Origin of the sequence: Janibacter sp. UYMM211 (assembly GCF_040547045.1) — a bacterium.
In the GTDB taxonomy this organism is placed as follows: domain Bacteria; phylum Actinomycetota; class Actinomycetes; order Actinomycetales; family Dermatophilaceae; genus Marihabitans; species Marihabitans melonis.
In genome coordinates this window covers 89,169-112,871 of the sequence record NZ_JBEPOY010000004.1, presented here as the reverse complement: position 1 = coordinate 112,871, position 23,703 = coordinate 89,169, and the positions used below count along the sequence as shown (strand labels likewise).

The following is a 23,703-nucleotide window of genomic DNA, read 5'->3' as shown; positions in this document are numbered from 1 at the left end:
TCACGCTCCCACGACGAAGACGACGTCGACCCAGTAGTTGGCGCCGTTGTAGCTGCCCGTCGGCACCGCCGTGCTCGACGTGCCGTAGCGGTAGAGGCCGTTGCCGCCGCTCACGCCGTTGCCGAGCGCCTCGATCGCCCCGCTCGTGCGCGTGCCGGCGTTGAAGTACCCGCCGTCGACGCTGTACCGGCCGCTCGGGGCGAAGTACGACACGACGTAGACCGTGCCCGGGGTGAGCGTCACGGGCGTGCTCAGCCGCACCCGCTGCCACCCGCGGGCGCTCTCCGCGCTCGAGGTCGCCGTCGCAAGCCGCGTGCCGTCGGGGCCCCACAGGTTGACGACGTGCGGACCGGCGTTGCCCGACCCGCCCTTGTAGAAGCGCAGCGCGGTGACCGAGCCGGTGGCGGTGACGCGGAACTTCATGCCGAGCTCGACGCTGCCGGTGTCGCCCGAGTCGAGCTTGGCCGGGACGACGGAGTCGGGCCAGACGGTCTGCTCCCCGGCCGTCGCCGTCGTGAAGGACCACGTCGACGGGGCCGTCATCGCGTTGCCGTCCGCGTCCTTCGCCCCGCTCACCGTCGCCGTGTACCGCGTCGCCGAGGCGAGCGGCGAGCTCGGGGTGAGGGTGGCCGTGCGCTCCGTCGCGTCGTATGCCACGCTCGCCGGCACGGCCGCGCCGCCCGGGTCGCGCAGCCCGAAGACGATGCTGCTCGACACCACCGGCTCGGAGAAGGTCGCCGTCACCGTCGAGGCCACGGGGATCGCCTCGTCGCCCGGCGCCGGGGTGCGCCCGGAGACCTCCGGCGCGGTCGCGTCGACGAAGACGACGTCGACGCCGTAGCTCGTCGCGTTCCACGTCTGCGTCGGGTAGGTCGCGGCACCCGCGGCGAAGACGCCGTTCGGGCGGCCGGTCGCCGAGGCGGGAGCGGTGAGCGGGCCGCGGGTGCGCGCCGTCTTCAGCGCGCCGCTGCTCGCCGCGTACCGGCCCTGGGGCGCCTGGTAGGACGCGACGTACTCCGTGCCGCCGGTGACGGGCACCGGGGTGGCGAAGTCCGCCTCCTGCCAGCCGGTCGCGCTCTCGTCGGCGAAGACTGCCGTCGCGAGCAGGGTGCCGTCGGTGCGCCACAGGTGGCCGACGTGCGTGCCGCCGTTGCCCGGCCCCTTGTAGAAGCGGATCGAGGTGATCGTGCCGTCGCCGTCGGGGCGGAAGCGCACGCCGACCTCGATGGCGCCGGTGTCGGAGACCGACGGGACCGTCGGCACGTCGGCGCTCGTCCACAGCGTCGCCGGGGTGCGCCCGACCTCGCTGTCGACGACGAAGCTCCACTGCCGCGCCTCGCCGAGGTTGCCCGCCCGGTCGGCCCCGCGCACGCTCGCCGTCACCGTCGCCCCGCGGGGCAGGGTCGACGACGGCGCGAAGCGCGTGGTGCGGGTCGCCGCGTCGTAGCTCGTCGTCCCGGCGATCGCGCCGGCGGCGGTCCGCACGCTCCACTGCACCGTGCTCTCGACGACCACCTCGTCGAAGGTCGCCGCGAGGCCCGACCCCGGGGTGACCGCGTGGACCCCCTTCGCCGGCTCGACGGACACGACCTTCGGCGCCGTCGTGTCGTCCGGCAGGTCGAGGACGACGTCGACCCAGTACGAGGTCTGGTTCCACGTCGAGGTCGGCACAGCCCCGCCGCCGTAGCGGTACACGCCGTTGCCGGCGACGGGGGCGGTGAGCGGTCCACGGGTGCGCGCGGTCGTGAAGTAGCCGCCGCTCGCCGCGTAGACGCCCTGGGGCGCGAAGACCGAGGCGACGAGGGTCGTGCCGGCGCGCACGGCCACCGGCGCGGTGAGCGGGGCCTGCTGCCAGCCGCTCGGCAGGCTCGGGTCGAAGCTCGTCGAGCCGAGCAGCTGGCCGTCGAGGGTCCACAGGTGACCGACGTGCGTGCCCTCGCTGCCGGGCGCCTTGTAGAAGCGGATCGAGGAGATCGTGCCGTCCACGGAGGTCGTGATCTTCGTGCCGACCTCGACCGCGCTGCGCTCGGTGACGAAGCGGTCGGGCGTCGCCGAGGAGTCCCACAGCGTCGCCGGCGAGTCGTCGTCGGCCGCCACGGTCTGGAAGCGCCAGCTCACCGGCGCGGTGATCGACGCGCCGGAGCGGTCCTTCGCCTCGTCGACGCGCGCGGTGTACCAGGTGCGGCGGCGCAGCGGCTGGCTCGGCGCGAGGCTCGCGGTGCGGGTCGTCGCGTCGTAGGACATCGTCCCCGTGAGCACCTGCCCGTCCGCGTCGCGCAGGCTGATCTTCACCGACGAGCCGGTCATCCCCTCGCTGAAGCGCGCCTGCACCGGCTGCCCGAGGCCGACGGCCTGCACCTGGTCCGAGGGCGTCGTCGAGATGACGGTCGGGGCGGTCGCGTCGTCGTCGCTGAAGGAGATGTCGACCCAGTAGTTCGACGCGCCGTAGGTCTGGTTGGGCATGCCCTGGCCGTCGCGGAAGACGCCGTTCGCCCCGTCCTCTCCCGTGCCGAGCGCCCGCAGCGGCGGGAGGGCGAAGGGGGAGGAGAAGTACCCGGTGTCACCGGCGGGGTGGCCGTTGGGCATGAAGACCGAGACGACGTAGGTCTGGTCGGCCTCGATGGCGACCGGGGTGATGGGGGCGGTCTGCCAGCCCGAGGCGGTCTCGCCGGTGAAGGTCACCTCGGCGAGCTGGCGCCCGTCGACGGTCCACAGGTGGCCGACGTGGGTGCCGGTGTTGCCCGCGCCCTTGTAGAAGCGGATGCCGCGCACAAAGCCCGGCTCGCTCGCGCGGAACTTCACCCCGACCTCGAGCGGTGTCGTCTCGTTCGTCGCCGGTGTCGCGGGCACGGTGCCCTCGGGCCAGATCGAGCACGGGTAGGCGCGGGCGACGCCCTGGACGGTCACGGTGGCCGGCTGGCCGATGTTGCAGCTGTCGTCGACCGCTCGGACCTTGATCGCGTGGGAGCCCAGCGCCATCGGGGTGACGACGGCGCTCCAGCTCGCCCGCCCGGTGGCCGGGCGCCACGTCGTGCCGCCGTCCGTCGAGTACTCGACGGCCGCGACGACGCCGCCGCCGGAGTCGACGGCCGTGCCGGTGACCGTCACGGGCGAGCCGACGGGGGCGTGGGTGCCCGACGCAGGCGCGGTGATCGTCACCGTCGGCGGTACCGAGTCGGTGGACTCGACGGCGCGGACGAGACCGGTCATGAGGGTGACCGGCTGGGCGCCCATGTCGGCGAGCACGTTGACCGTCGCCTGCTGCATCGCCTTGTTCGTCGCGGTGCCGGTGTGCGCGACGTGGTACTCGTCGAGGCCGTAGGCCCACTGGACGGTGCCCGTGCCCCACACGAGCGCCTTCGACGGCGCCCGGTACAACGTCATCGTGTGCACGACGACGCCCTCGGTGTACGTCTTGCCGTGGTCGCGCAGGATCTGCGGGGCGCTCGCCGAGGTCTCCGAGAGGTGGATGATGCCGCCGGGGCGGAAGCCGTTGTCCGCGTCGACGTCGAACTCGTAGCCCAGGCTGTCCTGGGCCAGGGTCGCGCTCTGGCCGGCCTGGAGGGCGGCGACGTCGGTGCCGCGCCAGAAGCGCAGCGGCGCGTAGTCCCGGGGGACGCGCAGCGCGAGGTTGGGCGCCTCGCCGCCGGGCAGGATGCCGACGAAGAGCTGTCCGGTGAGCTCGTTCTCGGGGAAGTTGCCGTTCGGCTTCGTCGTGAAGCGCGGGTCGCGCCACGTGCCCGTCCACTCCGAGCTCGGGTCGGTCTTCGCCCCGTCGAGCGTCTCCTTGTAGCAGACGATCGTGCGGTCGGGGGTGCTCGCGCCGTCGATCGACGGGGCGGTGCGCACCCGCCAGAAGTACTCGTTGCCGGTCATGAAGATCAGGTGCGTGCCGGCGTCGCGGGCCGCGGTGACGTTGGTGCGCTGGGCCCCGGTGACGTACTCGTCGTGACCGGAGGAGACGAAGATCTTGCGTCCCTGCAGGACCGAGGCGTCGCGGTGCACGTCGATGCCGCCGCAGTAGGCGACGTCGTAGCCGTTGCGCTCGAGGAAGCGCACGAGCGGGTACTCGGCGTTGAAGAAGTCGTTGTCGACGCCGTCGCCCTCGCCGAAGGGGCGGTTGTAGCTGACCTTGAAGGAGCGGCCGACGGGCTGGCCGAAGTACAGGCTGTTGCCGCCGTAGCGGTTGTACGCGTGCATCGTCATCTCGGAGGTCTGCACGAGGACGTCGGAGGGGCCCTGGCGGCGGACGACGAAGATCGTGTGGCTGCTCGAGGCGTCGCCGTCGCGGCGCTGCATCTTCGCGTAGTAGACCCCCGAGACCGCGCCGGTGGGCACCGTCCAGCTCGCCGAGACCGCCCAGTTGCCGCAGTCGACGAGCCCGCTCGACGCCTCCGTCCTCGGCTCGGGCTGGCTCTGGGGCAGGGTCGCCGTCGGGCTGACGTCCTGCAGCCAGCGCGCGCCGCGCCCGCCGTACCAGCCGAGCCGGTAGATCCGCACGACGTAGTCGCGGGAGTCGGTCTTGATCTTGAAGTCGACCCGCTGCCCGGGCAGCACGCTGTACTCGGTGGTGAAGCCGACGATCGAGGTGCTGTCGTCGGACTCCCACTGCTCCGGCAGCGCGCCGGTCTGCGCGTTCTCCTGTGAGATCGTCGGGCTCGTCGCCGCCGCGGCCACGTCGGGCACGAGCGCGGCGCCGACGCCGGCGGCCCCGGAGAAGGCGAAGAAGCGCCGACGGCTGAAGCCGCTGCGTCCCGCGGTGTCGGTGTCGCTCGGCGGCCGAACGTCGTCCTCGTGCATGTCATCTCCCCGATGCCGGCGCACCGCAGACCCATGGGTCCCCGACACGCTCGCCCCCGCCGACGGATCCCCCGGCCGGCTTGTACATCGTAGGGATCGGGCCCGCAACCGGGAGGCGAATCCGCAGAAGTGGTGCGCGATCTCGCGACGGGCCCGGCAGCGTCGGCGCCGCCCCCGGCCGGCCGGTGCCACGCCCCGGGGCCTGCGTGCGACGCTGGAGGACATGCAGTGGGACAACAGCTTCGTCCGCGACCTCGGCTGGCTCGGCGCCCGGGTCAACCCGGTCCCCGTCGCCGACCCTCGTCTGCTCGCGCTCGACGACGACCTCGCCCGTGAGCTCGGCGCCGACCCGGAGCAGCTGCGCCGCGCCGAGGGCGTCGAGGTCCTCGCCGGCAACCGAGTGGCGACGGGGTCGCAGCCGATCGCCCAGGCGTACGCGGGTCACCAGTTCGGGCAGCTGAGCCCGCTCCTCGGCGACGGCCGGGCGCACCTGCTCGGCGAGGTCGTCGACATCTCCGGTCAGCGGCGCGACGTGGCCCTCAAGGGTTCAGGACGCACCCCCTTCTCCCGCGGCGGCGACGGCCGCGCCGCGATCGGCCCGGTGCTGCGCGAGTACCTCGTCAGCGGCTTCATGCACGCGGTCGGCGTGCCGACGACCCGCTCCCTCGCGGCCGTCGCGACCGGCGAGCAGGTCCGCCGCGAGCGCCCGCTGCCCGGCGCGGTGCTCACCCGGGTCGCGTCGTCGCACCTGCGCATCGGGACCGTCGTCCTGCTCGCCACCCAGGGCAGCCGCGAGCAGCTCGGCGCGCTCGTCGAGCACGTCCGGGCCCGGCACCACCCGCACGTCGCCGAGGGCGACGTCCTCGACCTCTTCGCCTCCGTGCTCGAGCGCCACGCCGATCTCGTCGCGGCGTGGATGTCGCTCGGCTTCGTCCACGGCGTGATGAACACCGACAACATGACGCTGTCCGGCGAGACCATCGACTACGGGCCGTGCGCCTTCCTCGACACCTACGCCCCCGAGCAGTGGTTCAGCAGCATCGACCACACCGGTCGGTACCGGTACTCGCAGCAGCCGGCCATGGCGGCGTGGGGCCTCGCCCGCCTCGCCGAGGCGCTCGTGCCACTCGCGCAGGAGAGCCCGGACGACGCGGTCACCCGGGCCCAGTCCCTGCTCGACGGCTTCGACGCGCGCTACCGGGCGAGCCGGCTGGACCGCGCCCGCGCGGCGCTGGGCCTCACGGGCTCCACCGACGACCGCGACGGCGACCTCGTCGCCGAGCTGCAGGGCATCGCCCGTGACGAGGAGCTCGACCACACCGGCCTGCACCGCGACCTCGCCCGGCTCCTGCGCGGTGAGCCGGCCCGCCACCTCGACGAGGTGGAGGACCGCGAGCGCTGGGCCGCCTGGGAGCGCACCTGGCGCGAGCGGGTCGCGAGCTCCGGCCGGACGCACGAGGCGGCCGAGGCGATGGACCGGGTCACCCCCGTCTACATCCCGCGCAACCACCTCGTCGAGGAGGCCCTCGCCGCGGCCGAAGGGGGAGACCTCGCCCCCTTCGCCGCCCTCGACGCGGCGCTGCGCGACCCCTTCGTCGAGCGGCCGGGCCGCGAGCGCCTCGCCGAGCCCGCCCCCCGCTTCACCCGCGACTACGTCACCTACTGCGGCACCTGACCCTCCCCCGACAAGGTGCTGCAGGCAGCAGCTCGACGCGCCGGCAGCACCTCGTGCTGCGGCACGCGCGACGAGGTGCTGCCGGGTCGGCGGGCCGCCCGGTTGCGAAGCGCTGGTCATCTCTTGACCGGGACGAGGTAGACCCGCGCGGTGGTGGGGCTGGGATCCTGGGCCTTCGGTGCCACGCGCAGGGGAGTGCATGCATGCCGGACGACGACCCACGACCTCATCTCGGCGTGCTCGGGCCGCTGCAGGTCCACGACGGGAGCGCCTGGCGCACCATCGGCTCGCCGAAGCGCCGGGCCGTGCTCGCCGCCCTCGTCGCCCGCGCACCGCACCCGGTGAGCGTCGAGACCCTCGTCCGCGAGGTGTGGGGCGACGCCCCGCCCGCCTCGGCGCGCACCCAGGTCCACGGCTACGTCCTGCACCTGCGTCGCGCCCTGCCAGCCTGCGCTGCCGACGCGCTGACGACGACGACCACGGGCTACGCCCTCGACGTCGCGACGCTCGGGACCGACGCCGACCGGGCCGAGCGAGGTCTCGTCGTCGCCCGGGCGGCCCTCGCCGCGGATGACCCCGTGGGGGCGGCCCAGGTGGTCGACGGGGCGCGCGGGCTGTGGCGCGGCGACCCCTTCGAGGACGTCGTGGCCACCCCTGTCGTGCGGGCCCGGGTCGAGCACCTCGCCGAGCTGCGAAGGGAGGTCGAGGAGACCGGCTTCGCGGCGCTGCTCGGCCAGGGCCTGCACGCCGAGGCGGTCGGACCGTTGACCCGTCATCTCGCGGCCCACCCCGTGCGCGAGCACGTGTGCGCTCAGCTCATGACCGCGCTGCACCGCACCGGGCGGCAGGCCGAGGCCCTCCAGGTCTACCGCCGGCTGCGCCGGGTGCTCGTCGAGGAGCTCGGGGTCGAGCCGTGCGCCGAGGTGCAGGCGCTCCACCGCGAGATCCTGCGGGGCGCGGCCCGGGCCGCCCGGCCCTCCTCCGGGCGGACCGCGGCCGCCGCTGCCCCGGCCGCCCCTGCTCCGTCCACCCCTCCCCCGGACCCGCCCGCTCACCCGGTCCGTCGCCCGCGGCCCCGGGTCCCGTGCACGCCGGAGGCGCTCGTCGGGCGCGAGGAGGAGCTCGCCGAGGTCGTGCGCCGGCTGCGGCCCCGCGGCGTGCGCTCACCCGCCCCCGTGGTCGTCGTCCACGGCGGCCCGGGGACCGGGCGCACCGCTCTCGCCCTGCGCGCCGCGTCTGCCGTCGCCGATCGCCACCCCGACGGCCAGGCCTACCTGCTCGGCTGCGAGGCCGACGGCAGCCCCCGACCCCCGGCCGAGCTCGTCACCGAGCTGCTCGTCCAGCTCGGCATCCCCGACCTGCCCGGGTCGGCCCCGGCACGAGCGGCCCTGCTGCGCGCCCACCTCCACGAGCGGCGGGTCCTCGTCGTCCTCGACGACGCGATGGACGGCGACCAGGTCCGGGCCGTCGCACCGCCCGGCGGCGCGAGCGCTCTCCTCGTCACATCCCGTCACCACCTGTGCGACGCGCCGAGCACCGCGCGGGTCGAGCTGTCGGCGCTGCGACGCGCGGACGCCGTCGAGCTGCTCGACCGGGTCGTCGGCGACGGGCGCGTGGGTGCCGAGCCGGGGGCGGCGGCAGACCTCGTCGAGCGCTGCGGCCGGCTGCCCCTCGCCGTGCGGGCGGTCGGTGGCCGGCTCGCGGCCCGCCCCGGGTGGTCGGTGCAGACCGCGCTCGACCGGCTCGTCGACGACGACCGGCTCGTCGAGGGGATGCGGCTGGGCTCGCTCGACCTCGGCGCGTGCGTGGAGCGGGCCCTGCGCCCCCTGACACCGGGCGCCCGCCGGCTGCACGCCCTGCTCGCCCTGGCCGGGCCGGCCGACCTGCCGGCCTGGGCGGCTGCCTCGCTCCTCGACGTCTCGCCGGCCGTGGCGGACGGGCATCTCGACGAGCTCGTCGACGCCCACCTGCTCACCACCTCGTGCGCCGAGGGCCGGCCGCGCTTCCGCCTCGACGACGTGCTGCTCCCCGACGCGGCGCAGCGGTGCGCCGGTCTGGGCGCCACGGTCGTCGACCCGGCCCTCGACCGGCTCCTCGCGACCTGGCTCGAGCTCGCCCGCCAGGCGACTCAGGCGCTGCCGCCGAACCCCTTCGCCCCGCCGAGAGGCGAGGACCTCGCCGAGGTCAGCGCGCCCGCCGAGGCCATGGAGCAGGTCGCCGCGGGTGCGCTCGGCTGGTTCGACGCCGAGCGGGCCGGGCTCCTCGCCGCCGTGCGCACCGCGGCCCGGCACGACCGCCGGAGCACGTGCTGGCAGCTCGCCGTCGCGCTCGTTCCCTATCTCGACGCCCGGGCCCACCTCGTCGACTGGGCGCAGTGCCACGACGTCGCCGACGGCGTCACCGACGAGCCGCTCGGCCGGGCCGCTCTGCTGCGCTCGCGGGCCCAGCTGCACCTCTACCACTCGCGGATGCCCGAGGCGGCGCGCTGCGCGGACGAGGCGCTCGAGCTCTTCGAGTCCGTCGGGCACGAGCGGGGGGTCGCGATGGCCCTCGGCGCCCGGGCCGTGTGCCACCGCCTCACCGGACGACCCGATCTCGCGCTGCCCCTCCTGCGGCGCGCGGTGCGCATCGTCACCCCGACCGCGCCGGCCGCCGCCGCGCACCTGCGGTGGGGCATCGCCCGGGCGCTCGCCGATCTCGGCGAGCTCGACGCCGCGGTCGCCGAGCTCGAGCGCGCCCGACGCCTGGCCCGCGAGGTCGACGACAGCCACCGAGAGGCGGTCGTGCTGCGCGAGCTGGCCGTCGTGCACGGCCGGCAGGGGCGCCCGGCTCGGGCGCTCGCGGCGCTGGGCGAGGCCGAGCAGGTCTTCGAGGCGCTCGGCGACGAGCGCTGCCTCGCGCACGTGAGCCGGGTCCGGGGCCAGATCCTCTCCGAGCGCGCCGACCGCGACAGCGAGGACCTCGAGCACGCGGCCTTCGCGCTCGGGCGGGCGGCGAGCATCTTCGACCGCGGGTCGACCCGGCCCGACGCCGCCGAGTGCCTGCGCGGGCTGGCCCGGGTCGAGCTGGCCCGAGGGTCGGTCGCCGCGGCCCGGGCCCTGCAGACGCGGGCCGACGAGCTGGACGCGCGGAGCGCCTGACCGCACGGCGTGCGCCGCGCGGCTCCCCCGTCGCCCCCTTCGCCTCTCTCCCCCGTCGCCTCTCTCCCCCCTTCGCCTCTCCCCTTCGCCCCCACGCACGACGACGGGCGCCCCGGCGATGCCGGGACGCCCGTGGCCGTGAGCCGTCAGCGGAAGCGGATGAAGGAGCTGAACTGGCTGTTCGCCGTCCCCACCGAGGTTGTGCGGTGGCTGTAGCGCGAGCCGCCGCCGTAGTTGTACTCGTCGACCTCGAAGGTGCCGTTCGCGTTGACCTTCGTGACGAAGGCGACGTGACCGAAGGTGCCGCCCTCGCGCACGGCGACGTCTCCGGCCTTGGGCCGCGAGGAGACCGGCACCCCGACCGCACGGGCGGTGTTGTCCCAGTTCTTCGCGTTGCCCCAGCGGCTGGCGCCCTTGTACTGGTTGGTGAACTTCACGCCCATCCGGGAGTTGAGCGCCCACGCGGCGAAGCTCGTGCACTCGCCCTTGTAGAAGTTCCACCGGTCGATGCCGCTGGACTGGCCCTTGTACGGGTAGTCGTCGCCGGCCTTGACCCCGCCCGTGCTGCCGATGCGGTGCGAGGCGTTGTTGTTCTTCAGCGTCGCGTTGAGGTTGGCCTTGCCGCCCGCCGCGATCTTCTGCGTCGCACCGCCGTAGCTGGAGTTGTAGTAGACCGTCACCGTCTTGCTCGTGCGGTTCCACACGCTCGCGGCGTTGTTCTTCACGCACACGCCCTTGCCCGCCCCGGCGCCCTTGAAGTCGTAGCAGCCCGGCTGGCTCGTGCCGTAGTCACCGATCGAGGTCGTGAAGTCCGACACCGACCCGGCCTGGCCCGAGTTGTAGTAGTAGCAGAACTCCCCGCTCTGGCAGGTGCCGTCACGCCCCGCCGCCTGCGCCGTCGGGGCGGAGAGCAGCGGCGCGACGAGCAGCCCGAGGGCGGCGGCGCTCACCCCGGCCCGACGGGTCACGGCGCTCACGGGCACGAGCTCTTCCGCGCGAGGTTCTTGCTCCCGTAGTACACGGGGTTGCCGTCCTTGAAGGTCGCCTTCTTCACGACGCCGTTCTGCTTCTGCTCGTAGTGCAGGTGAGGTCCGGTGGAGCCACCGGTGCTCCCGACGCGCCCGATCATCGTCTTCGCCGAGACGCTCTGGCCGACCTTCACATTGAAGGACTGGAGGTGGGCGTAGAGCGTCTGCCAGCCACCGGAGTGGGTGATGACGACGTACTTGCCGTACGAGCTGCCGCCGAGGTCACGCACCGTCGAGACGGTGCCCGGGGCGGAGGAGTAGACCTTCCAGCCCAGGTCGTCGGGGTAGTGGTTGAAGTCGACCGACAGCTGGGGGCTGTGGTTGGTCCGGGTGCCGGCCGCCCACGTCTCGCCGCAGGGGAAGGGCAGCAGGAAGCTGCCGGTGCCCGCCGGCGGGGAGCCGATGCGGTGCGAGGCGTTGTTGTTCTTCAGCGTCGCGTTGAGGTTGGCCTTGCCGCCCGCCGCGATCTTCTGCGTCGCACCGCCGTAGCTGGAGTTGTAGTAGACCGTCACCGTCTTGCTCGTGCGGTTCCACACGCTCGCGGCGTTGTTCTTCACGCACACGCCCTTGCCCGCCCCGGCGCCCTTGAAGTCGTAGCAGCCCGGCTGGCTCGTGCCGTAGTCACCGACCGAGGTCGTGAAGTCCGACACCGACCCGGCCTGACCCGAGTTGTAGTAGTAGCAGAACTCCCCGCTCTGACAGGTGCCGTCACGCCCCGCGGCCTGCGCCGGCTGGAGGGCGAGCGCCATCGGGGCCACGAGGGCTCCCGTCGCGGCGAGGACCGAGAGGTGTCGGGTGTGTGGTCGTCTCATCGTGCTGCCTTCCCTGCGTCTTCGGTGGTCCGCCGCCGGGCCTGTCCCGGCGACGAGGTGCGTGGTGTCACCGGGTGCGTCGGTACTGCTCCCAGGTGACCTTCGTGACGGCCGGGCCGTCGTCGGGGGCGTTGCTCGCCAGCCCGTTGCGGCCGAGGTAGTACCGGCCGACCTGGGTCTGGGCGGGCGTCGAGAGGTCGGTGTCGTTGATCGCGACCGCGTGGATGTGCAGCGGCCAGTCGCCCTGCGACGGGGTGCGCAGCCAGGCGGCGAAGCCCACGCGGCGCAGGCTGCGCACGTGCCGGGTGCGCTGGGTCGCGGTGAGCGCCTCGGCGTCGAGGTCGACGGCACCGCCGCCGTCGTGCGTGCCCGCTGACGTCGGGTCGGTGCCGGGCGAGTACGAGCCCTGCTCGACGCGCGGCTCGACCCCGGAGAGCCGGCTGGCCTCGACGAGCATCGCGACGGTGCGCGTGGCGAAGGGGTGGCCGTCGTACCTCGTGCGGGCGCCGGGCGAGATCTGCCGGGTCACCGTGAAGCGGCCGGACCCGAGGGCCACGAGCGAGGAGCGGCCGGGCAGTCCGTTGGCGCCGAGACCCGAGTGGCCGAGCGAGCGCTGCCACCGGGCGTACGCGGTGCGGGTCGCGGTGCCGAAATGCCCGTCGACGTAGCTCGCGGCGAGCATCCCCTTCGCGACGAGCGCCTGCTCGACGAGTCGCACGCTCGTCGCGGCGCCCGGCGTCAGCCCCGTCCCGGTCTTCACCGGGTCGAGCTGCGCGGCGAGGACGACCGCCTCCATGTCGACGGTGCCGGCGGCCGCGGCGGGCCCGACGGCGAGCGTGCCGAGGGCCCCGACGAGCGTCGTGCTCAGGACGGTGCGGCGTGCGATGTGCTCCATGGGTGGTCCTCCCCGGGGTCCGGCGGTGCTCGTGGGGACGACGCTGCCCGGTGGGGCTATCACCGGGCTGAAGCCTGGCTACACCCGCGTGCAGCCGTGCGACACACTGGCGCCGTGCCCCTCCCCCTCCCCGCGCGCGTCGGCGCGCTCGTCGTGCGTGACCGCCGCCCCGACGAGGACGGGTGGGTCGCCCCCTTCGCCGCCCGGTACGACCTCGTGGCCGAGAGGGCCGGCGAGGTCGTCGGGTCGCTCGCGCTCGCCCTCGACGAGGCCGGCGCGACCGGCGAGCTGGCCTGGGCCTTCGCGAACGGGGTCGACGAGACCGAGGTGACCGGCGCCGTCGCGGACGTGCTCTCCCTCGCCCTGGACCACCACGGGCTGCACCGCGTCGTCGCGCGGACCGACCCGCGCGACGAGCGGGCGGCCCGCGTCGCCGAGGCGGTCGGCCTGAGGCGCGAAGGGGTGGCCCGTCACGACCGGTGGGCCGGCGGGCGGTGGCACGACAGCGTCGTCCACGCGGCGCTCGGCGCCGACGCGCCACGGCGGGCCGGTGCGATCGTCGTCAGCGCGGTGACCCTGCGCGACGCGGACGGCCAGGTCCTCACCGTGCGCAAGCGCGGCACCTCGCTCTTCATGCAGCCCGGCGGCAAGCCCGAGCCGGGCGAGAGCGCGCACGCGTGCGCGGTGCGCGAGGTCGAGGAGGAGCTCGGGCTGCGGCTCGACCCGGCGCTGCTGCGGCTCGTCGGTGTGCACCGGACCGCCGCCGCCAACGAGGCGGGTCAGGACCTGCTCGCGACGGTCTTCGAGCACCCGGCGCTCGAGGGTCAGAGCGCCCCGGTCGTGCACCCGGCGGCCGAGATCGAGCAGGTCAGGTGGCTCGACCCACGAGACCCCCTGCCCGACGACCTGGCACCGCTGCTGCTCCTGCTCCTCGGGCGCTGACCGGGCCTGCCGTCAGGCGCTGACGGAGTCCGGGCGGGTGCCGATGAGCCGCAGCGAGGCCATGCCGCACGACGGGCACGGGTGGACGAGCGGGGCGTCGACCTCCGGCCAGATGACGCGGAAGGTCGTGTGCCGCCGGCAGCGGTAGGCGACGGCGCGGGCGGTGCGGAGCGATCGTGCGGAGCGTGTCCTGGCCATGCACGGGATCTCACACCCTCGGTGTTTCCCGTTGTGAGAGAACGTGTTTCGCGGGTGTTGCGTGATGACCGCCCAGGTCGGAGGCCGGAGAACCCCCGCGGGTGTGATGGGCTGGGGTCCTGACCGACCCGCCCCACCACCCGAGGTGACGACGATGACCCCTTCGAGCCGATCCGTGCGCTCCAGCCTCAGCGGCCCGGCCCGCACCGCCATCGGCACGAGCATCGCCGGCGGTGCGCTCGGCGCGCTGACCAACGGGCCGGGCCACCTCACCCACCTCTTCCGCGGCCGCTTCCCCACCGTCGCCGTCACCGGGATGACCGGTGTCGGCAAGACCCGCCTCGCCGACACCCTCGCCCGGCGCAGCCCGACCCTGGGCAGCGACGACGTCGGGTCGGCGACGATGGAGCGGCGCACCCGCAAGACGGCGAAGGGGCGTGGCTTCCGCTTCCGCGTCGTGCCCGGCGACAACGCGGCGACCCGGCTCAGCGCGCTCGACGAGGTCTTCCACGACGACCCCGTCGACGGGGTGCTCCACGTCGTCGCCTACGGCCACGCGACCCCGCGGCGCACCGGCGGCACCACCGGTGTCGCGCAGGCGACGCGTGAGGAGCTGCTCGCCGACGAGCTCGAGGACTGGTCGATCACCGCGCACCGCATCGCCTCGATGGCCGTGCGCCGCGACCGCCCGATCTGGCTCGTCGTCGTCGTGACGAAGACCGACCTCTTCGAGGACGAGCTCGACGAGGCGGTGCGCTACTACTCCCCCGGCAGCGGGTCCCCCTTCGCCCGGCGGCTCGACGAGCTGCGCTCGCTCGCGGGCGGGGCGAAGCTGTCGATCGACGTGCTGCCGATGGCCGCGCCCGACGGGACGAAGCTCGGCAAGGGCTCGGCCGCCGAGCGCCAGCTGAGCGCTCTCGAGACCCGGATGGCACAGCTGAGCGGGCACGTCTGAGCACACCCGCAGGGGTGGGGGCCGTGCGGCCCCACGCACGGTCCGCGAGCGGTTGACTGACCTCATGGCGAAGTACCGCGTCCACGAGGCGGGGGTCGCACGCGCTCACGAGCGCATCGAGGCCCGCCAGTACGTCCTCGACAGCACCTGGACGGAGGTCCAGCCGGGTGCGGAGCGCCGCAACGCCTACCTCGAGCGGCACTCGTGGCAGGAGTACGCGCAGTGGCACCTCGGGCTGTGCGAGGGCGCGGGCGAGGAGACGAAGGGGAGGTACGCCTTCGCGTACGGCGACCTGCGTCGGGTGCACCGCTCGGCGCTCATCGCGTGCGTCTACCGGGCCTCCGAGTGGCACCACAAGTCCGTCGAGCTCGCCGCCCACGACCTCCTCCAGCACCTCGACGTGGTCGCCGGCATCGGCGACCACGAGTAGCCCCTTCGCCGGTCGAGGTGCGAGCGCCGGCGAGGCCCCTTCGCTGGTCGAGGTGCGAGCGTCAGCGAGCCTCGAGACCACCGCAGCCCCTCAGTCCAGGCAGAACTCGTTGCCCTCGGGGTCCTGCATGACGACGAAGCCGGCCGACATCGGCGGTGCCGGCTCCTCGCGGCGCACGCGAGTCGCCCCGAGCGCGACGAGCCGCTCGCACTCGGCCTCGAGCGCCGTCATCCGCTCCGGCCCCTCGAGCCCCGGCGCGGCCCGCACGTCGAGGTGCACGCGGTTCTTCACCGTCTTCGCCTCGGGGACCCGCTGGAAGAAGACCCGCGGACCCACCCCGTCGGGGTCTTCGACCGCCGACGCGTCACCCCAGCGGGCCTGCGGCACCCCGCGCTCCGCGAGGAAGGCGTGCCACGCCTCGAGCGGGTCCTCGCCCTCGCCGAGCTCGTGCCCGGGCGGCGGCGGGATCCGGTAGCCGAGGGCCTGCGCCCAGAAGCGGCTCAGCGTCTCGGGGTCGTCGGCGTCGATCGTCACCTGGATCGTCCTGGCCATCGACCGAGCCTGGCACGACGCCCGCACGCTGACCAGACCTGCGCGAGCAGACCTGGCTACGGTGGCGGCATGCTCGTCGCCTTCTCCGTCGCCCCGTCCACCACGACCGACCCCGAGGGCTCGGTGAGCGAGGCCGTCGCCGCCGCCGTCCGGGTCGTGCGCGACTCGGGCCTGCCGCACCGCACCGACGCGATGTTCACCACCGTCGAGGGCGAGTGGCAGGAGTGCATGGACGTCGTGCGCCGCGCGTGCGAGGCCGTCCAGGCGCACAGCCCCCGCGTCTCGCTCGTCCTCAAGGCCGACATCCGCGAGGGCCACACCGGGATGCTCGACGCGAAGGTCCAGCGCGTCGAGGAGCACCTGCGCGACTGACCCGACCCGGACCCGCTGGCACCCCCCACCCGAGGAGATCCCCCATGGCCGCACCCCGCCGCGCTCTCGTCGTCATCGACGTCCAGCAGGAGTACTTCGAGGGTCTGCTGCAGATCCAGCACCCGCCGCGCGAGGAGTCGCGCGCCCGCGTCGTCGAGGCGATGACCGCGGCCGCAGACGCAGGCGTGCCCGTCGTCGTCGTGCGGCACGCGGCACCTGCCGGCTCGCCGGTCTTCGACCCCGCGACCCCGACCTTCGAGCTGCACCCCGACGTCGCCGCCCTCGCGGAGGGCGCGACGCTCCAGATCACGAAGTCCTTCGCCAGCGTCTTCGCCGGCACCGGGCTCGAGGAGTGGCTGCGCGAGCGCGACGTCGACACCGTCACCCTCGTCGGCTACATGACGAACAACTGCGTCCTCGGGTCCGCGGCCGCTGCCGAGCCGCTCGGTCTGAGCGTCGAGGTGCTCTCGGACGCAACCGGGGCCATCGACATCGTCAACGCCGCCGGGTCGGCACCGGCCCAGCAGGTGCACGACACCCTCATGGCGCTGCTCGCCTCGAGCTGGGCTGCCGTTGCCACGACGAGCGCCTGGGTGGACGCGCTGCGCTCCGGCGAGACGTTGCCCGCGGACAACCTCGTCGAGTCGGCCGCACGCGGGCGCGAGTCCCGCCCGGCGCAGGCGTAGCCGGCGAAGGGGGGACCGGTCCGGTCCCCCCTTCGCCCGCCCGGTCAGTCGACGCTGATCTCGCCCATCGGCTCCCAGCCGTCGCCGTCGACCTGCCGCGAGACGATGAGCGGGGTCGAGACGAGGTACTGGGGGAAGACCTCGCGCATCTTCGCGAAGTGCTCGGAGCGCACGTGCGGCTCGGCGCCGTCGTCGTCGAAGGCCTCGAGCAGGACGTAGGTCGTCGGGTCCTCGACGCTGCGGGACCACTCGAACCACTTGTTGCCCGGCTCCGCGCGGGTCGCCTCGGTGAACTCGCGGCTGATCTGCGGCCACTCGTCGGCGTGCTCGGGCTTGATCGCGAACTTGACGTTGATGAGGATCATGAATCCCACGATGTCAGAGCGGCCGGGCCCGGGAGGCCGCGGCCCGGGGGTCTCGTCCAGACGGTGGCACGCTGGCCCCATGCTCGACGTCCTCGTCGTCTCCGACACCCACGCCCCCCGCTTCTGGAAGGCGCTGCCAGGCCCCCTTCGCGCCCCGCTCGAGCGGGCCGACCTCGTCCTGCACGCGGGTGACGTGTGCACGCCGGACGTCCTCGACACCCTCGCCGAGCACGCCCCGGTGCACGTCGTCCTCGGCAACAACGACGGTCCCGAGGTCGCCGCGTGGGGCGGCGGGGTGCCCGAGACCCTCGAGCTCGACCTCGACGGGCTGCGGGTCGCGATGATCCACGACTCGGGGGCGAAGGGGGGTCGCGACCGCCGCATGCGGCGCCGCTTCGAGACCGCCGACCTCGTCGTCTTCGGGCACTCGCACATCCCGATGGACGACGACACCGGCGCGGTGCACCTCTTCAACCCCGGCTCGCCGACGGACAAGCGCCGCCAGCCCTGCCCCACCTACGGCTGGCTGCGCGTCGAGGACGGGCGGCTGGTGAGCCACGAGGTCGTCGAGATCTGACCCCCGCTCTCCTGCCGCCCCTCGCCACGACCCCGCCTACCCCTCCGTATGTGGGGTGATCACCCCGCATACGGAGGGGTAGGTGGGTCGCCAGCCGGGTGGAGGTCAGCCGCGCAGCGCGCGCCCGAGCTCGGTGTACTGCTCGACGAGCCCGTCCATGTCGGCCTGCGTGTGCGCGAGCGAGACGAGCCACTGCTCGTCGAGCCCGGGCGGGGTGAGGACGCCGCGGTTGACGCCCCACAGCCAGGACAGCTCGGCGACCCCGAAATCGGTCGCCTTGTAGTCGCGGTAGTTGCGCACCGGCCCGCTCGACCACGTGACGCAGCCCTTGAGACCCATGCCGACGGTGTGCGCGGGCAGCTCGAGCTCGCGGATGACGTCGTCGATCCGGCCGAGCGTGCCGAGGTTGATGTCCTCGGCGGCCTGCAGCGCCTCGTGGGTGCACACCTCGTCGACGGCCTCGGCGGCCGCCATGACGAGCGGGTTGCCGTTGTACGTGCCGAAGTGGGCCATCCGCCCGTCGACGACGACCTGCATGACCTCGGCCGTGCCGCCGAAGGCCGCGAGCGGGAGCCCGCCGCCGATGCTCTTGGCGAGGGTGACGAGGTCGGGCTTGACCCCGATGCGCTGCGAGGCGCCGCCGTAGCCGGCGGTGAGCCCGGTCTTGACCTCGTCGAAGATCAGCAGGGTGCCCGCGGCGTCGCACGCGGCGCGCACGCCGGCGAGGTAGCCCTCGTCGGGCAGGACGATCGCGAGGTTCTCGACGACCGGCTCCATGACGACGGCCGCGACCTGCCTGCCGTGCTGCTCGAGGATGCGCTGCAGGTAGGGCAGGTCGTTGTAGGGCACGACGTGGACGGTGCCGGCCTCGACGTCGAAGGGGACCTCGGGCGTCGGCGCCTCGGCGGGACCGGCGTCGGCGAGGTCGGGCTTGACCGAGACCTGGAGGGCGTCGTACCCGCCGTGGTACCCCCCTTCGATCTTGATGATCGCCTTGCGCTCGGTGTACGCGCGGGCCGCGCGGACGGCGTACATGAGGGACTCGGTGCCCGACTGCGTGAAGCGCAGCATGTCGAGACCGAAGCGCTCCTGGTAGCGCTCGGCGACCCGCGTCGCGGTCGGCGACGGGGTGACGAAGAGCGTGCCGACCTCGGCGAGGGCGTGCTGGACGCGCTCGACGACGACGGGGTTGAGGTGCCCGACGAGCATCGCGCCGAAGCCCATCGACAGGTCGAGCAGCTGACGGCCGTCGACGTCGGTGAGGTGCGCCCCGCGCGCCGAGGTGATGGAGATCGGATAGGGCTCCCAGTGCTGGAAGGACGAGGTGACGCCGAGCGGGAGCGACTTGCTCGCGCGGGCGTTGTGCTCACCGGACCCCGGGGTGTCCTTGGTGAAGCGCTCCCACTCCTGGACGAGGAGGGCCTGGACCCGGTCCTGGTCGAGCGGGGTGGAGCTGGACGGGAGCACCCGTCGAGCCGCCGGGTCCGCGGCCGGCCAGCTCGGGGTCGGGGTCGCGTCGGACATGTCATCGCCTCCTGACGGGGCGGCCGACGGCCGCCGTGGTGGGCTCATCATGACGCACGCGAGGACCCCGGCGACGGCGGATCGAGCGCCCCCTGCGCGGTCGCCGCGGGCCGTCCCGCCGTCGGCGGGCGAGAAAAGAAGGTCACGGGCTGGTAAAGGCGGCGACTCTGGCCTACTCTTCAGGCACCTCCTGACGACGGGAGGAAGGCCTCCAGGCACGCCGAGTCCCGCCAGCTCGGAGGTCCCCCTGATTTGCGACATGGCGGGAGCGGGGGACCCAACTTCTACCGACCGGTCAGCCGGTCTCGGGGTGAAGCCGGGTCGTCCACCGTGACGACCGGCGGGGTGCATCTCCACCCTAATCCGACAGCTCACCTCGAAGGCGCTGGAGACACATGACCGCATATGCCGGCCGCCACCGCGCGCCCAAGAGCACCCCGTCCATCGCCCGTGCGGGCGCCACCGCCGCCACCTCCCTGGCCGCCGTCGCCGTCGCGGTGCCCGCCGCGGGCGCCGCGTCCGCCGCCCCTGCGAGCGTCGCCACCCCGGCCGCCACCGCCGCGTCGAGCACGAGCACCGCCACCATCCGCACGCTGTGGCAGGGCCACCGCGGCGGCCTCGTCAAGCAGGTCCAGCGCAAGGTCGGCGTGAGCGCCGACGGCGTCTTCGGCCCCCGCACGAAGTCCGCCGTCAAGAGCTGGCAGAAGCGTCACGGCCTCACCGCCGACGGCGTCGTCGGCCCGCGCACCGCCGCGAAGATGGGTCTGCGCGCCACGACGGCCAAGAAGAAGACCGCGTCGCGCACGAGCAGCCGCACCTCGAGCGTCGTCGCCACGGCCGCGCGCTACTACGGCACCCCCTACCGCTACGGCGGCACCTCGCCGTCGACCGGCTTCGACTGCTCCGGCTTCACCGGCTACGTCCTCAAGCAGCACGGCAAGTCGCTGCCGCGCACCGCCGAGGCCCAGCGCCGCGCCGCGTGGAAGACGAGCAACCCCCAGCCCGGCGACCTCGTCTTCTTCGGCGCCCCCGCCTACCACGTCGGCATCTACGCCGGCGCCGGCAAGATCATCGACTCGGGCCGCAGCGGCACGAGCGTGAGCAAGCGCGCCATCTGGACCAACCAGGTGAGCTACGGCCGCTTCTGAGCCGACCCACCGACGAAGGGGGACCCGTGGCGAGCGCCGCGGGTCCCCCTTCGTCGTCGGGGGCCCGGTGAGGCATCGTGGTCCCGTCAGCGAGCGAAGGGGTGTCACCGTGGGACGGTCGACGAGACGTGCAGGTGCGGGGGGCGCGCTGCGCCGGGCAGGGGCGCTCGGGGTGGTCGTCGGGGTGAGCCTGTCGGCCTGCTCGATGGTCTCGATCGGACGTGAGGAGCCCGAGGCCTCGGGCGAATCGGCGAGCTCGAGCGGCTCGTCGAGCCCGACGAGCTCCGCGGCCCTGCCGCAGGGCACCCAGAGCACGTCGTCGGTGACGACCTACCCGGTGACCGAGCCCGAGGGGCTCGAGTGGGTGGTGCTCGTCGACGACCCCGCCCAGACCCGTGCGGTCGCCGACCGCCTGCTCGGCGCCGGCGAGCCGGTCATCTCGGTCAACACCGCTATCGGCATGGTCGCAGTGCGCACGAGCGACGAGGGCTTCGAGGAGCGGGCCGCGCAGGTCGACGGCGTGAGCGCGGTCGCGACCGATCGCGACCCGGCGTGGCAGGGCCCCGAGGAGGACGGCTCGGGCGCGATGTCGCTCCGCGCCGCCACCTCCGTGCCCGCCGTCCGGCGTGCGACCATCGCCCCGGCCCGGCCCGCGCGCGCGGCGGCCGCGCCGAAGGCCGACCCCCTCGACGACCGGCTGTGGGGCATGAGCCTCATCGGGGCGCCGCAGGCCCAGGCCGCGGCGGACGACGGCGACGAGGGCGTGACGGTCGCCGTCATCGACTCGGGCGTCGACGTCACCCACCCCGACCTGTCCGGCGTCGTCGACGTCGATCGGTCCCGCAACTTCGTCGTCGACCGACCGGAGATCGACGGCGACTGCGAGCAGGACTCGTGCGTCGACCCCGTCGAGGAGGACCCGAGCGGTCACGGCACCCACGTCGCCGGCACCATCGCGGCCGCGCGCAACGGGCTCGGCGTCACGGGTGTCGCGCCCGGTGTGCGGCTGGTCAACCTGCGCGCCGGGTCCGACACCGGCATGTTCTACCTCGCGCCCACGGTCAACGCGATCACGGCCGCGGCCGACCTCGACGTCGACGTGGCGAACATGAGCTTCTACGTCGACCCGTGGCGCTACGCGTGCGCCGGTGGTGCCCCGGGCGACACCCCCGCGCAGGCCGCGATGCAGGACCTGACGGTCGAGCTCGTCGGGCGTGCCCTCGCCGACGCCCACGACCGGGGCGTCACCCTCGTCGCGGCGGCCGGCAACGGGCGCGGCGACCACGGCGACCCGGGCACGGACACGACGAGCCCGAACTACGGCGGCGAGGCGCGTAAGCGCACCATCGACGCCGACGACTGCCTCAGCCTGCCCACGGAGGGCGAGCACGTCATCGCCGTGAGCTCCGTCGGCCCCGACCGCGAGCTCGCCGAGTACTCCGACATCACGAGCGACCCGAGCAGCGGCACCCTCCACCTCGCCGCCCCGGGCGGTCCCGCGACGGGCGGGCCGGACGCGGTGCTGTCGACCTACCCGGCTGCCGCGCTGCGCGACGGCGGTCTCGTCGACGGCGAGGGCCGGGTGACCGACGCCGGGGCCCAGATGGGCGTCGAGCGCTCCTGCCCGAGCGGCACCGGCGCCGACGACGCCGACCCCTCCGCCCGGTGCGGCTACTACCAGGGCCTCGTCGGCACCTCGATGGCGAGCCCGCACGTCGCGGGCGCCGCGGCCCTCGTCATCAGCGCCGACCCCGACCTCACCCCCGACGAGGTGGCCGAGGTGCTCGGCGAGACCGCCCGCTCGCAGCGCTGCCCGGCGACCCCGAGCGCGGCCGGTCCGTGCGTCGGCGACCGTGACCTCAACGGCTACTTCGGTCGGGGGCTCGTCGACGCCGAGGCGGCGGTGGACGCCGCCGAGAAGCAGGCAGGCTGACGGTCGTGCGTGGGAGGGTTCGGGCATGAGCGACAGCGTCCGCCGAGCAGTGACCCGATACGCCGAGACCTACCCCGAGCTCGAGGTGCTCACCGGTGAGTGGGTCGCGCGCGTGACGGCGATGCTCGACGAGGCCGGGATCAACTACCTCACGGTGAGCGGTCGGGCGAAGGCGGTGGCGTCCTTCTCGGCCAAGGCGGCCCGGCGTCTGGACGGCGAGCTCGTCTACGACGACCCGCTCGTCGACATCACCGACCAGGTCGGGGTGCGGGTCATCACCTACGTCGCGAGCGACGTCGTCGCGGTGGCCGAGCTGCTCGCCGACCAGCTGACCGTCCTCGACGACCGCGACCTCGGTCTCGAGACGGCCGGCGAGGGCCGCTTCGGCTACGCGAGCCGGCACGTCCTCGTCACCCGTGACACCGGTGAGGGCGTGACCTACGACCGGACCCGCTGCGCCTCGGTGCAGCTGCGCACCGTCCTGCAGCACGCGTGGGCCGAGTTCGAGCACGACATCCGCTACAAGGGCAGCGTCCCTGAGCAGCTCGTCGCCGACCTCGACCGCCGCTTCACCCTCGCCGCCGGGCTCATCGAGCTCGCCGACAAGGAGTTCTCGGCGATCCGCGACCGCCTCCAGCTCCAGCTCGGCTCGCAGCCGGCCGAGGCCGTCACCGACGACCCGCGCATCGGCGCCAGCGAGCTCACCGCCTTCCTCGCCGGCCGGTACTCGACCGCCGGCTGGTCGCGCACCGACCGCTACGCGTGGATCGGCGGGCTGCTCCTCGAGCTCGGCATCACCTCGCTCGACGAGCTGAGCGAGCTGCTCCAGGGCATCGACAGCGACGACGTCACCGCGCAGATGGGCTACCGCTACCCGCCGGGCGCCGTGCGCCGTCTCGACGACGACCTCCTCCACCACTTCGGCCGGCTCTACCTCGACCTGCCCGGCAACGCCCACCGCCGCGACGCCCTCTCGGCCCGGATGGCCAAGCTCACGACACCCCCGCCGCCCGAGGCCTGACCCCCTTCGCCCCCCCGTCCCTCGCCCCACCCGCCCCAGGTTTCTCGGGTCACCCGATAAACCCCCACTTCGCATGAGTCCGGTACTCGTGCGAAGCCGGGGAAACTCTTGCTGAGCAGGGCGAAGGGGGAGCCCGTCACCCCTTCGGCGGGAGGGCGGGCACCCCTCCCACCGGGTCCAGATCCCCTTCACCCCGCCGTCTCACCCCACCGGTCCCAGGTTTCTCGGGTCACCCGATAAACCCCCACTTCGCATGAGTCAGGTACTCGAGCGAAGCCGGGGCAACTCTTGCTGAGCGGGGCGAAGGGGGAGCCCGTCACCCCTTCGGCGGGAGGGTGGCCACCCGGCGCAGGGCCATCTCGACGAGCTCGGCGAGGACGTCGTCGGCGATCTCCGCGCCGGCCGCCGTCTCGTACCAGCCGCTCATGGTGCGCCCGCGCATCTCCATCGGGGCGAGCAGCGGGTGGGCGCCGTCGGTCTCGTCGGCCCGCACCATGAGCGCCCCGCGGCTGCCGGCGGCGACCGCCAGGTGCCCGTCGACCATGAAGCCGAGACCCCCGAACATCGCCCGCTCGGTCGTGCCGGGCTGATCCCCGAGCAGCTGCCTGATCCGTCGCGCGAGCACCTCGTCGTAGGCCACGGGGCCAGTC

General features: G+C 74.0%; 20 protein-coding genes and 1 riboswitch. Of the genes, 11 read left to right on the top strand and 9 right to left on the bottom strand.

The window, feature by feature from the left end:
- The gene (locus tag ABIB53_RS11710; protein WP_354588279.1) at positions 1-4,800 is read right to left on the bottom strand and encodes a DUF4082 domain-containing protein; all 4,800 of its coding nucleotides are present in this window, start codon (positions 4,798-4,800) and stop codon (positions 1-3) included.
- Between the two features lie 223 nt (positions 4,801-5,023).
- On the opposite strand from ABIB53_RS11710, the gene ABIB53_RS11705 reads away from it, so the two are divergent.
- Positions 5,024-6,475 carry a protein adenylyltransferase SelO gene (locus ABIB53_RS11705; protein WP_354588278.1) on the top strand — a complete coding sequence of 484 codons (1,452 nt, stop codon included), beginning with the start codon at positions 5,024-5,026 and terminating at the stop codon, positions 6,473-6,475.
- 203 nt (positions 6,476-6,678) lie between these two features.
- Positions 6,679-9,615, top strand: a complete 2,937-nt coding sequence (locus ABIB53_RS11700; protein ID WP_354588277.1) for an AfsR/SARP family transcriptional regulator — start codon at positions 6,679-6,681, stop codon at positions 9,613-9,615.
- 146 nt (positions 9,616-9,761) lie between these two features.
- Here ABIB53_RS11700 and ABIB53_RS11695 read toward each other — a convergent pair whose 3' ends face one another.
- The 3 genes from ABIB53_RS11695 to ABIB53_RS11685 form a co-directional block, all read right to left on the bottom strand.
- A complete protein-coding gene (locus tag ABIB53_RS11695) occupies positions 9,762-10,592 on the bottom strand; it encodes a CHAP domain-containing protein (protein ID WP_354588276.1) in 831 nt (276 codons plus the stop codon).
- Positions 10,589-11,455 (bottom strand): peptidoglycan DD-metalloendopeptidase family protein, encoded by an 867-nt coding sequence (locus ABIB53_RS11690; RefSeq protein WP_354588275.1) that lies wholly within the window; start codon positions 11,453-11,455, stop codon positions 10,589-10,591. Before ABIB53_RS11690 ends, ABIB53_RS11695 begins: the two co-directional genes overlap by 4 nt.
- Positions 11,456-11,522: 67 nt before the next feature.
- Positions 11,523-12,350: a peptidoglycan-binding protein gene (locus ABIB53_RS11685; RefSeq protein WP_354588274.1), complete on the bottom strand. Its 828-nt coding sequence runs from the start codon at positions 12,348-12,350 to the stop codon at positions 11,523-11,525.
- Positions 12,351-12,464: 114 nt separating this feature from the next.
- Between ABIB53_RS11685 and ABIB53_RS11680 the strand changes: the two genes are divergently transcribed.
- The gene (locus tag ABIB53_RS11680) at positions 12,465-13,292 is read left to right on the top strand and encodes a GNAT family N-acetyltransferase (RefSeq protein ID WP_354588273.1); all 828 of its coding nucleotides are present in this window, start codon (positions 12,465-12,467) and stop codon (positions 13,290-13,292) included.
- A 12-nt stretch (positions 13,293-13,304) separates the two neighbouring features.
- Here the strand turns inward: ABIB53_RS11680 and ABIB53_RS11675 are convergent, their stop codons facing one another.
- Positions 13,305-13,490 (bottom strand): hypothetical protein, encoded by a 186-nt coding sequence (locus ABIB53_RS11675; RefSeq protein WP_068270527.1) that lies wholly within the window; start codon positions 13,488-13,490, stop codon positions 13,305-13,307.
- 154 nt (positions 13,491-13,644) lie between these two features.
- Here ABIB53_RS11675 and ABIB53_RS11670 point away from each other — a divergent pair, with 154 nt between their 5' ends.
- Complete coding sequence (locus ABIB53_RS11670; RefSeq protein WP_123093424.1) at positions 13,645-14,445, top strand: GTPase domain-containing protein; 801 nt, start codon at positions 13,645-13,647, stop codon at positions 14,443-14,445.
- Positions 14,446-14,509: 64 nt separating this feature from the next.
- On the top strand, positions 14,510-14,875 hold the full coding sequence (locus ABIB53_RS11665; RefSeq protein WP_354588272.1) for a hypothetical protein: 366 nt from the start codon (positions 14,510-14,512) through the stop codon (positions 14,873-14,875).
- A 90-nt stretch (positions 14,876-14,965) separates the two neighbouring features.
- Here the strand turns inward: ABIB53_RS11665 and ABIB53_RS11660 are convergent, their stop codons facing one another.
- Complete coding sequence (locus tag ABIB53_RS11660; protein WP_354588271.1) at positions 14,966-15,427, bottom strand: VOC family protein; 462 nt, start codon at positions 15,425-15,427, stop codon at positions 14,966-14,968.
- 69 nt (positions 15,428-15,496) lie between these two features.
- Between ABIB53_RS11660 and ABIB53_RS11655 the strand changes: the two genes are divergently transcribed.
- Both ABIB53_RS11655 and ABIB53_RS11650 read left to right on the top strand, forming a co-directional pair.
- Entirely contained in the window at positions 15,497-15,799 is a 303-nt protein-coding gene (locus ABIB53_RS11655) for a thiamine-binding protein (protein WP_068270538.1), read from the top strand.
- A 44-nt stretch (positions 15,800-15,843) separates the two neighbouring features.
- Entirely contained in the window at positions 15,844-16,485 is a 642-nt protein-coding gene (locus tag ABIB53_RS11650; RefSeq protein ID WP_354588270.1) for a cysteine hydrolase family protein, read from the top strand.
- A gap of 44 nt (positions 16,486-16,529) precedes the next feature.
- Here the strand turns inward: ABIB53_RS11650 and ABIB53_RS11645 are convergent, their stop codons facing one another.
- A complete protein-coding gene (locus tag ABIB53_RS11645; protein ID WP_201467988.1) occupies positions 16,530-16,850 on the bottom strand; it encodes a putative quinol monooxygenase in 321 nt (106 codons plus the stop codon).
- 79 nt (positions 16,851-16,929) lie between these two features.
- Here ABIB53_RS11645 and ABIB53_RS11640 point away from each other — a divergent pair, with 79 nt between their 5' ends.
- The gene (locus tag ABIB53_RS11640) at positions 16,930-17,427 is read left to right on the top strand and encodes a metallophosphoesterase family protein (RefSeq protein WP_354588269.1); all 498 of its coding nucleotides are present in this window, start codon (positions 16,930-16,932) and stop codon (positions 17,425-17,427) included.
- Positions 17,428-17,532: 105 nt separating this feature from the next.
- Here the strand turns inward: ABIB53_RS11640 and ABIB53_RS11635 are convergent, their stop codons facing one another.
- A complete protein-coding gene (locus tag ABIB53_RS11635; protein WP_201467992.1) occupies positions 17,533-18,951 on the bottom strand; it encodes an aspartate aminotransferase family protein in 1,419 nt (472 codons plus the stop codon).
- 234 nt (positions 18,952-19,185) lie between these two features.
- Positions 19,186-19,351, top strand: a riboswitch (cyclic di-AMP (ydaO/yuaA leader).
- On the opposite strand from ABIB53_RS11635, the gene ABIB53_RS11630 reads away from it, so the two are divergent.
- From ABIB53_RS11630 to ABIB53_RS11620, 3 genes are all read left to right on the top strand, one after another.
- Positions 19,347-20,099 carry a C40 family peptidase gene (locus ABIB53_RS11630; protein WP_354588268.1) on the top strand — a complete coding sequence of 251 codons (753 nt, stop codon included), beginning with the start codon at positions 19,347-19,349 and terminating at the stop codon, positions 20,097-20,099. Its footprint overlaps the riboswitch before it by 5 nt.
- Positions 20,100-20,283: 184 nt before the next feature.
- Positions 20,284-22,032 carry a S8 family serine peptidase gene (locus tag ABIB53_RS11625; RefSeq protein ID WP_354588267.1) on the top strand — a complete coding sequence of 583 codons (1,749 nt, stop codon included), beginning with the start codon at positions 20,284-20,286 and terminating at the stop codon, positions 22,030-22,032.
- A 25-nt stretch (positions 22,033-22,057) separates the two neighbouring features.
- Complete coding sequence (locus ABIB53_RS11620; protein WP_354588266.1) at positions 22,058-23,053, top strand: GTP pyrophosphokinase; 996 nt, start codon at positions 22,058-22,060, stop codon at positions 23,051-23,053.
- Positions 23,054-23,369: 316 nt separating this feature from the next.
- Here ABIB53_RS11620 and ABIB53_RS11615 read toward each other — a convergent pair whose 3' ends face one another.
- Entirely contained in the window at positions 23,370-23,693 is a 324-nt protein-coding gene (locus ABIB53_RS11615; protein ID WP_354588265.1) for a TfoX/Sxy family protein, read from the bottom strand.
- Between the last annotated feature and the right edge of the window lie 10 nt (positions 23,694-23,703).

What these genes read in the sequence shown, in the direction of transcription:
- ABIB53_RS11660 (WP_354588271.1), bottom strand. Translation starts at nt 15,427, where the DNA reads ATGGCCAGGACGATCCAGGTGACGATCGACGCCGACGACCCCGAGACG.
- ABIB53_RS11655 (WP_068270538.1), top strand. Translation starts at nt 15,497, where the DNA reads ATGCTCGTCGCCTTCTCCGTCGCCCCGTCCACCACGACCGACCCCGAG.
- ABIB53_RS11705 (WP_354588278.1), top strand. Translation starts at nt 5,024, where the DNA reads ATGCAGTGGGACAACAGCTTCGTCCGCGACCTCGGCTGGCTCGGCGCC.
- ABIB53_RS11640 (WP_354588269.1), top strand. Translation starts at nt 16,930, where the DNA reads ATGCTCGACGTCCTCGTCGTCTCCGACACCCACGCCCCCCGCTTCTGG.
- ABIB53_RS11690 (WP_354588275.1), bottom strand. Translation starts at nt 11,455, where the DNA reads ATGAGACGACCACACACCCGACACCTCTCGGTCCTCGCCGCGACGGGA.
- ABIB53_RS11620 (WP_354588266.1), top strand. Translation starts at nt 22,058, where the DNA reads ATGAGCGACAGCGTCCGCCGAGCAGTGACCCGATACGCCGAGACCTAC.
- ABIB53_RS11670 (WP_123093424.1), top strand. Translation starts at nt 13,645, where the DNA reads ATGACCCCTTCGAGCCGATCCGTGCGCTCCAGCCTCAGCGGCCCGGCC.
- ABIB53_RS11645 (WP_201467988.1), bottom strand. Translation starts at nt 16,850, where the DNA reads ATGATCCTCATCAACGTCAAGTTCGCGATCAAGCCCGAGCACGCCGAC.
- ABIB53_RS11710 (WP_354588279.1), bottom strand. Translation starts at nt 4,800, where the DNA reads ATGCACGAGGACGACGTTCGGCCGCCGAGCGACACCGACACCGCGGGA.
- ABIB53_RS11630 (WP_354588268.1), top strand. Translation starts at nt 19,347, where the DNA reads ATGACCGCATATGCCGGCCGCCACCGCGCGCCCAAGAGCACCCCGTCC.
- ABIB53_RS11635 (WP_201467992.1), bottom strand. Translation starts at nt 18,951, where the DNA reads ATGTCCGACGCGACCCCGACCCCGAGCTGGCCGGCCGCGGACCCGGCG.
- ABIB53_RS11700 (WP_354588277.1), top strand. Translation starts at nt 6,679, where the DNA reads ATGCCGGACGACGACCCACGACCTCATCTCGGCGTGCTCGGGCCGCTG.
- ABIB53_RS11675 (WP_068270527.1), bottom strand. Translation starts at nt 13,490, where the DNA reads ATGGCCAGGACACGCTCCGCACGATCGCTCCGCACCGCCCGCGCCGTC.
- ABIB53_RS11685 (WP_354588274.1), bottom strand. Translation starts at nt 12,350, where the DNA reads ATGGAGCACATCGCACGCCGCACCGTCCTGAGCACGACGCTCGTCGGG.
- ABIB53_RS11665 (WP_354588272.1), top strand. Translation starts at nt 14,510, where the DNA reads ATGGCGAAGTACCGCGTCCACGAGGCGGGGGTCGCACGCGCTCACGAG.
- ABIB53_RS11650 (WP_354588270.1), top strand. Translation starts at nt 15,844, where the DNA reads ATGGCCGCACCCCGCCGCGCTCTCGTCGTCATCGACGTCCAGCAGGAG.